Source organism: Acinetobacter sp. LT1 (assembly GCF_059800965.1).
In genome coordinates, this window is the sequence record NZ_JBBAXE010000019.1 from 65,342 (window position 1) to 73,742 (window position 8,401).

An 8,401-nucleotide genomic window follows, 5' to 3' on the forward strand; every position below is an offset into this window, starting at 1 on the left:
CAACATTTCCTCTCACTGTGTTTATGAAAACAATATCCATATGTAATTTTACCAATATTTTTCATGGGGCAAATCATAATGGAAATCTCACACCGCGAAATCTACGCGCTCGTAGACATTAATAATTGTTATGTGAGTTGTGAGCGACTATTTAATCCCAAACTTATTGGCCTACCAGTCGTAGTACTTTCTAACAACGACGGATGTGTTGTATCACGTAGTGAAGAAGCAAAAAATATGGGTATCAAAATGGGGGTTCCATGGTATCAAATCGAACAAGAAGCTCTTCAAGCAGGTGTACACGTCTATTCAAGTAACTACACTTTGTATGCTGAAATGTCACGTCGCTTTTTTTCAGTTCTTGGTGAGTTTTTCTCGCCCGATGATTTAGAAGCTTATTCTATAGATGAATGTTTTATTCGCCTTACCCCTTACCTTCAATCTCTAGATATTCATTCTTATTGTGTCAAAGTCGTAGAAACCTTAGAAGAATGGTTAAGCTTACCCTGTTGTATTGGCATCGGATATTCAAAAACTCAAGCAAAATTAGCCAATCACTATGCTAAAAAAATTAGAAGCTTTAATAGAATTTGTAATTTCACCACTTTAGATCCTCTGCTGCTTGAAGACCTCATGCAACACACTTCAGTCAAAGAAGTCTGGGGAATTGGCTATCAATTAGTCAAACAATTACGGAGTTATGAGATTTATTCATGCTTAGACTTAACTTTTGCCAATGAGCATCATCTAGCAAAAGCTTTTTCTGTGGTTATGGCGCGTACCATTCGTGAGCTAAAAGGCCAATCCTGTATTCAACTCGACGATCCTGCAATTGTCACCAAACGAATTTTAGCATCACGCAGTTTTGCTCAAGCTTTGTCCAGCATTGAAATTATTAAGCAAGCACTTATTTTTCATCTTAACCGAGCTCATCGCCGTTTAATGAAACAAGGACAGCTCTGTGCCTGCGTTCAAGTCATGCTTTATGAAAAAATAGATAAACCACCTTATAAAAAAGCGTCTTCTCAAGCGATAGGCTTAAATTATGCAACAGATGATTTATGCATATTAACAAAAGCAGCCATGCAGCAAATTGATGTTTTATATAAAGAAAATAAAAAATATATAAAGATTGGAGTTTTATTCTGTGGTTTACATCCCCGTCAACATCACATTGATGATTTATGGCAACCTCTTGAGTTGATTCAGCAAAGACAACAATTAATGCAAACCCTCAGCACAGTTCGTAACCGATTTGGCAGTCACTATTTACAAGTCGGTTATCATTCCCGTAATCCATCTTGGCACATGAAACAATGCCACCGTTCAAAAAATTATCTAACTCGATGGAATGAGTTATTGGTGATTGGAGAGAACTCTATAGCCGTTACACAAAATACATGAACTGTTTTTGTCAATTCAGTTTAAAATAAGCTCCATTAAATTACTTGAAATTTTGTCATTTTTTAACATTGCTAAATCATCGCAAAATTTACAATATATAAGCTGAATTTGGTATACCCTTTCTGCGACGATGAAAACAAATTATAAAAAAATTGTAGAAACATATGCCATAATAAGCAAACTTTGCAGACATCTTGCAAAGAATATTTGCAACTTTAGAGCTGGAGCAATCTGAATGAGTTCGACCATTTTGGTGATTCATGGACCGAATTTGAATTTGCTGGGAAAACGCGAACCAGAAGTATATGGTCATCTTACCTTAGATGATATTAACCAACAACTTATTAGCCAAGCTCAACAAGCTTCAATCACATTAGATACTTTTCAAAGCAACTGGGAAGGTGCCATTGTTGATCGTATTCATCAGGCACAAACTGAAGGCGTAAAACTTATTATTATTAACCCTGCTGCCCTCACCCACACTTCAGTTGCTCTACGTGATGCTCTACTTGGCGTTGCGATTCCATTCATTGAAGTTCATTTGTCTAATGTCCATGCAAGAGAGGCATTCAGACATCATTCTTATTTATCTGATAAAGCAATTGGCGTGATTTGTGGTCTAGGTGCAAAAGGCTATCGTTTTGCGCTCGATTACGCTATTGAAAAAATTCAACCATCTAACCCAAACTAATTTAGGAATAGTCGCCCATGGATATCCGCAAAATTAAGAAACTCATCGATTTAATGATTGAGTCTGACTTGCAAGCGATCGAAGTTAAAGAAGGTGATCAATCAATCGCTTTAACTCGTCGCAATCCTGTCGTTGCTGCGGCTGGTGTAGCACTTCCGGCTGCTCCTGTTGCAGAAGCACCAGTTGCAAAAACACCGCGTGGAGCAGTTGAAACTTCTCCAATGGTTGGCGTGTTCTACGCTGCTCCAAGCCCAGGCGAAGCACCATTTGTTAAAGTAGGTCAAACAGTATCTGCTGGTGAAACTTTGGGTATTATTGAAGCAATGAAAATCATGAACCCAATTGAAGCAACTCAAAGCGGCGTGATCGAAGAAATTTTAGTGAAAAATGGTGAAGTTATCCAATTCGGTCAACCTTTATTCCGTTATCGCGCGTAATTACCCCGGGGACGTCTATGTTGCAAAAAGTTTTAATTGCAAACCGTGGTGAAATCGCTTTACGTATTACCCGGGCTTGTAAAACATTAGGAATCAAGACTGTTGGTATCTATTCAGATGCCGACAAGGATTTGATGCATTTACGTTTTGTTGATGAAGCAGTATGTATTGGTCCGGGCGCAAGTAGTGATAGCTATTTAAATATCCCGGCAATTATTACTGCTGCAGAAATTACCGGTGCTGATGCTATTCACCCGGGTTATGGTTTCCTTTCAGAAAATGCTGAGTTTGCTGAAATTGTAGAAAGCTCAGGCTTTACTTTTATTGGCCCACGTCCAGAACATATCCGCCTTATGGGTAATAAAGTTTCTGCGATTGTTGCCATGAAAAAAGCTGGCGTACCTACTGTACCAGGTTGCGACCATGCAGTAACCATCCACAATGCCTTGGCAGAAGCGAAAGAAATCGGCTTCCCGCTTATTGTTAAAGCGGCTTCTGGTGGTGGTGGTCGTGGTATGCGTATTGTTGAGCGTGTAGATACACTACTTGAATCAGTTCAAGCAGCGCAGCGCGATGCAGAAATGTGGTTCGGTGATGATACCGTTTACATGGAACGCTTCTTACAAAAACCTCGCCATGTCGAAGTTCAAGTTCTTGGTGATGGTAATGGTCATGCAATTCATTTATATGACCGTGACTGTTCATTACAACGTCGCCATCAAAAAGTACTAGAAGAAGCACCTGCACCAAACCTACCAGAGCAAGCTCGAGCTGATATTTTAGAAGCTTGTGTTCATGCATGTCAGTTGATGCAGTATCGTGGTGCTGGTACGTTTGAATTCTTATTTGAAGACGGTGAATTCTTCTTCATTGAAATGAATACTCGTGTTCAGGTAGAGCACCCTGTAACTGAAATGGTTACCGGTGTCGATATTATTGAACAACAGTTACGCATTGCTGGTGGCCTAGGACTAGAGCTTCAACAAGAAGATATCAAAGTTCAAGGACATGCAATTGAATGCCGTATCAATGCAGAAGACCCTACAACCTTCTTACCTTCACCAGGTAAAATTGAAAGTTTCTACGCACCAGGCGGTGCTGGTATTCGTTTAGATTCTCATATCTACCCAGAATACAGCATTCCACCTTACTATGACTCTATGATTGCTAAACTGATTTCTCATGGTAAAGACCGTGAAACTTCAATTGCTCGTATGCGTCAAGCGCTAGATGAAATGATCCTTACAGGAATTAAAACAAATATTCCTTTACATAAAGATCTTATTTTGCAAGATAAGAGCTTCTGCTCTCAAGCAATGGATATCCATTACCTTGAAAAACACTTGTTAAAGCAAGTGGAAGAAAAGAAAGCTGAAACTGCATAATAAAAAAAGCCTCTTATTTTTAAGAGGCTTTTTTTTATATCAACCATTTTATGGTAATACCCGACGTAAAGTCGCAAAGCACTGCTCACCCTTAGCCGTTGAACAGAAATTGATTGTATGGTCGTTTTTCCATTGTACAAAATATTGTGAGACATCACCTGTTTGGTCTTGCTTCTGACCAGAGCAATCTACTTTATTATTATCAAATTTAATTTGCATTACTAAAGCGGCTAGCTGCTCTTTAGGGTCATCAGATGGTTGATATTCATAAATACCATAAGACCATTCCTGACCGCTTTTGATCACTACATCATTACTACTACGAAAGTTATAATATTCCACACATTTCTTATTATTTGGAATTTCCATTCCCCATAATCCCATAATTTCAGGGCGCGTAACAATACGTATAGCATTAGGATTACTTGCAGTCCGAACGGGTTGTTCAGCTGGCTGTTGAGTAGCCGTTTCTGCCACAGCTAAACCAGAACAAGCCCACAATAATCCAATAATATAAATATTTTTCATAGATTTATTAATCATTAAACGCATGAAGTTAAGTTAGCATATTTTTTGACAAAATCACTGCTCCATAACCATATAAAAACAATATTTTTCAACTGTAACGTGTCACAACAAGTCATCAAACAATTTTATATTTACTTGCTTTTTTCAATATAAATTCTTTGTTTTGCATTATCTCAAGCTTAGGTAGTTGAAGAATCGACTTGTTTCGGAAGCCACTTTACAAAGCACAAACCTAAGAGCACAACCACACTGGCACACATAAAGATGAGTTCACCAGAAAGAGTTTTCCAGAAATGCCCAGCCAGAACACTACCAAAAGCTACACCTAACCCCCACATGGTACTATAAAGTGCTTGTCCACGCCCTTGCTGTCCAGCAGAGAAGTTTTGAAAAATAACTCTCATTGCAATCAAATGAAATAAACCAAAACTAAAGGCATGTAAGCACTGCGCAAAAAGTTGACCAATAAAATAATGTGAAAATACTGCAACTAGCATCCAACGTATGCTCGTCACTAGCAGACACACTATCACTAAGCTGCGCCACGAAAAACGTTGAAAAATCTTTGAGGCAATTGAAAACATAAAAATTTCAGCAAACACGCCCATGGCCCATAAAAATCCAATTTCAGTCGTACTGAAATTCAAAGATTTCAGAAAATTACTATAAAAACTATAAAAAGGCGCATGTGAAAAAAGTAGAATAAATTCAATTGCAAAAAATGCAGCCACTGTTGGGCGCTTAAGAACAGGAAGTAAAGGTTCTAAATATTTTTGGGAAGTAGGCGCGCTATCAGGTTCGCGGATTGTGAAAGACCAAATAAACGCTAGAGACGCGATAATTAATAGTAAAATTGGGAGCATTGAAATATGCACTATTTCTAAAATAGCCCCAATAGTGAATACCCCAACAATAAACCCAACCGATCCCCACTTACGAATTTTGCCGTAGAGTTTAGCTTTTTGATCACCCAACCAAAATAAAGTCACTCCCTCAAATTGAGCTAAAATCGCATTTTGAAAGAAACTAAAAATAAGCATAAGCAAAGCAACTGATTGAAAAGTATTTGGCACTATAAAAATAGCCAACCATATACATGACTCCATCCAAGTTGCTATCCGAACAAGTAACATCCGCCTACCAGATTTATCAGCAATCCACCCCCAAACTAAAGGCGCAAAAAAACGAGTTACAATCGCAATTGATGATAAAACACCAATTTCTTGATAATTAAATCCCTGATCTTGAAGATATAAATTCCAATAAGGCATGAATGTGCCCACGATGGAATAGTAAAAGAAGTAGAATCCTGACAGTCTAGCTGTAATTGTTAATGGTTGCATTCGGTTGCTTTATCTTGCAGTTTCAAATAGTTAATCATAATTAAAGTTGCATCCGTTTGTACCACAATGCAGTATTTTGCAATTCAACAGTCTACAAATCAGTCTACAAATTTAATTTCCAATCAAATTAAAAAAAATTGTAGACTGCATGCTTTTTAAGCAAAACACACCCAACTTTCAAACCTGAGTAATTCTATCATTTTGAATAGGATAGAAATGAATTATTATCAGTCTATGGTTAAGTTTAGCTTCTTAACAGGAATAATGAGTAAAGTAAAATTATGAAAGATTGGGTCTATTTTTATATCGAGCACACAATTAAGTATGGTGAACCTTTCTATAAAGAATCTGGGTGGTCTTTGGGTTTTAAGAATAATTATATTGTTGTAAGTTTGATGCATAGCTGACGAAGGTTTATTAAATAATTTTAGAGGGATCTTAAAATGTGTGCTAATTACGAACCAATACATTTAATAAAACGAAACAAGTCTATTTTGCTTCGTTTTATATAAATTAAAAATATATTTATTTACATTGGCTCAACATATCAAGTTTGTTATTTACTACCTTAGTTTTTACATCCAGCAAACTTAACAAACTTGGGAATAAATTATCCTGACTTAACTTTTGTTTAGTTTTTTGGCTTAAACAATTCACTTGAGCAAGATTATGTTGTTTCCAACTTTCAGAGAACCACATAATCATTGGTACATGTGTTTGTTGGCTCGGTGCGATTGCATAAGGTGAACCATGTAAATATAAACCATGTTCTCCGGTTGATTCGCCATGATCAGATAAATACCATAAACCTGTCTGATACTTTGATATTTCTTTTAGAGTATTAATCATTTGGCTTAATACATGGTCTGTATATACAATTGTATTATCATAACTATTTAGCAATTCAGTTTGCGAACAGCCCTGTATCGCATTCGTATCACAAGTCGGTTTAAAAGGTTGATATGCCTCAGGTGCACGCTTGTAATATGCAGGTCCATGACTACCCACTTGATGCAGAACAATCAAACGCGGACGATCATCATCTTTGGCAATAGTAGCCAAATACTGCTTTAAGCTGTCAATGAGAATGTCATCATAACATTCGCCATCTTTACACCATTTTTTCTTTAAGTTTTCTGGAATTTGATATTGTTCAACACGATCACATGCACCTTTACAACCCGAGTTATTATCAATCCACGTCACTTGGTAACCTGCACGTTTTGCAATATCTAGTAAACCTTCACGGTGACTAGCTAATTGCTCATCATAATCTACACGTGGCATACCCGAGAACATACATGGCACAGAAACCGCTGTTGCCGTACCGCATGAGCTCACTTGCGAGAAGTTGAAAATATCTTGTTTAGAAAGCTCCGGATTCGTATTTTTTGCATACCCATTTAGAGAGAAACTTTCGGCACGTGCCGTTTCACCTACAACAAGTATCATTAACTTAGGGAGGTTCTTTTGTACTTGCTGAACTTGATGAGCATCTTGTCCATATATCACAAGAGGCAGATTTTTCTTCGGAGCCTTCTTATGATAGTAAGACATAAGCGATGAAATACTATTTTGCGGTGAAATCATCCCTTTTAAATCACGATGCTCACGAAATATTGCAGCGAAATCGACATAGTAAGTAAAAAGTAAAACACCGACCACTGCAAATGAAGCTACCAGTGAGAATACTTTCTTCAATAACAACCGTGATGCTTTTTCTTGTTTAAATTTAACTTGAGTAATTAAAAAAATGGGCAAAATAACAAAAAAAACTGTCCATAAAACAAAGCGTAAAGAGATTAGATCGGTAACTTCCGAAACATCGGTCTGCACCATATTTTGAATTTGGTCGGGTGAAATAATGATACCCAATGTGTTTACAAAATAAGAGCTAAAGCCACCAATAAATATCAATAAAATTGCAAAGATTTTGGCAGTCCATTTCCAATTTATTAATTGAAAAATTAAATTATATGCCGCTATTAAAATAACTAATGTCGCCCCTAAGAAAAGAACTGACTTAATACCATTATAAGGTGTAAGTTGATGGATTTTTTTAAAAAAACCTATATTCAGAAATAAACCTAGCCAGATAGATAAAAGCAAATTAAAATTTAATAGTGTAATATTATTACATATCTCTTTGAATTTTAAAAAATTTACTAGCATTTAAAAACCACTAAATATTAAAAACTCGAAATCTTAGCTAGTAAAACTTAAATAGAAATTAAAAAATGAGCTTAGTAACCAATAAGAATACAAAGCTATATTATTAAAAACAAATCTTTAAGCTCATCTTAATTTTAAAAATTTATTGTTTGATAAATTTATCATTTGAGACTCTTAGATGAATAATTCAAGTCATGAAATGAGTGAGTATATAACTAAAGTCCCCCAAGTTACCCTTCTATTCTGGATTACTAAAATCTTCGCAACTACTTTTGGTGAAACTGGCGGAGATAGTTTTTCAATGTCATTGAAACTTGGGTATTTAACTAGTACTTAGAGGTGGTCCCACATGTTTGAACAACTAAAAGCTTATTTATAAGTGATACTCTGCTCTAGTTAAGCTACCTTATTTTGTTGTGGTAGCTGGTCATAGTAAAACTC

Annotated in this window: 7 protein-coding genes and 1 pseudogene; 5 read left to right on the top strand and 3 right to left on the bottom strand. The window is 36.4% G+C overall.

From position 1 onward, the window contains the following. Window positions 1–78 precede the first annotated feature (78 nt). The 4 genes from WBW42_RS16170 to accC all read left to right on the top strand — a co-directional run bounded on the left by WBW42_RS16170 (window position 79) and on the right by accC (window position 3,917). Window positions 79–1,404, top strand: a complete 1,326-nt coding sequence (locus WBW42_RS16170; protein ID WP_032055855.1) for a Y-family DNA polymerase — start codon at window positions 79–81, stop codon at window positions 1,402–1,404. Between the two features lie 235 nt (window positions 1,405–1,639). Then, a complete protein-coding gene (gene aroQ, locus WBW42_RS16175) occupies window positions 1,640–2,095 on the top strand; it encodes a type II 3-dehydroquinate dehydratase (protein WP_002115614.1) in 456 nt (151 codons plus the stop codon). 17 nt (window positions 2,096–2,112) lie between these two features. Next, window positions 2,113–2,532, top strand: a complete 420-nt coding sequence (gene accB / locus WBW42_RS16180) for an acetyl-CoA carboxylase biotin carboxyl carrier protein (protein WP_000354611.1) — start codon at window positions 2,113–2,115, stop codon at window positions 2,530–2,532. 17 nt (window positions 2,533–2,549) lie between these two features. Then, the gene (gene accC, locus WBW42_RS16185; protein ID WP_002115704.1) at window positions 2,550–3,917 is read left to right on the top strand and encodes an acetyl-CoA carboxylase biotin carboxylase subunit; all 1,368 of its coding nucleotides are present in this window, start codon (window positions 2,550–2,552) and stop codon (window positions 3,915–3,917) included. Between the two features lie 48 nt (window positions 3,918–3,965). On the opposite strand, the gene WBW42_RS16190 is transcribed toward accC, so the two are convergent. The 3 genes from WBW42_RS16190 to WBW42_RS16200 form a co-directional block, all read right to left on the bottom strand. Next, window positions 3,966–4,469, bottom strand: a complete 504-nt coding sequence (locus WBW42_RS16190) for a hypothetical protein (protein ID WP_002115710.1) — start codon at window positions 4,467–4,469, stop codon at window positions 3,966–3,968. 155 nt (window positions 4,470–4,624) lie between these two features. Next, complete coding sequence (locus WBW42_RS16195) at window positions 4,625–5,788, bottom strand: MFS transporter (RefSeq protein ID WP_080777055.1); 1,164 nt, start codon at window positions 5,786–5,788, stop codon at window positions 4,625–4,627. A 525-nt stretch (window positions 5,789–6,313) separates the two neighbouring features. Beyond that, window positions 6,314–7,960, bottom strand: coding sequence for a phosphoethanolamine transferase (locus WBW42_RS16200; protein WP_000960796.1), 1,647 nt, complete (start codon window positions 7,958–7,960; stop codon window positions 6,314–6,316). Window positions 7,961–8,138: 178 nt separating this feature from the next. Between WBW42_RS16200 and WBW42_RS16205 the strand changes: the two are divergent. Beyond that, window positions 8,139–8,294 (top strand): annotated as a pseudogene (locus tag WBW42_RS16205) (hypothetical protein); the annotation flags it as partial. Window positions 8,295–8,401 lie beyond the last annotated feature (107 nt).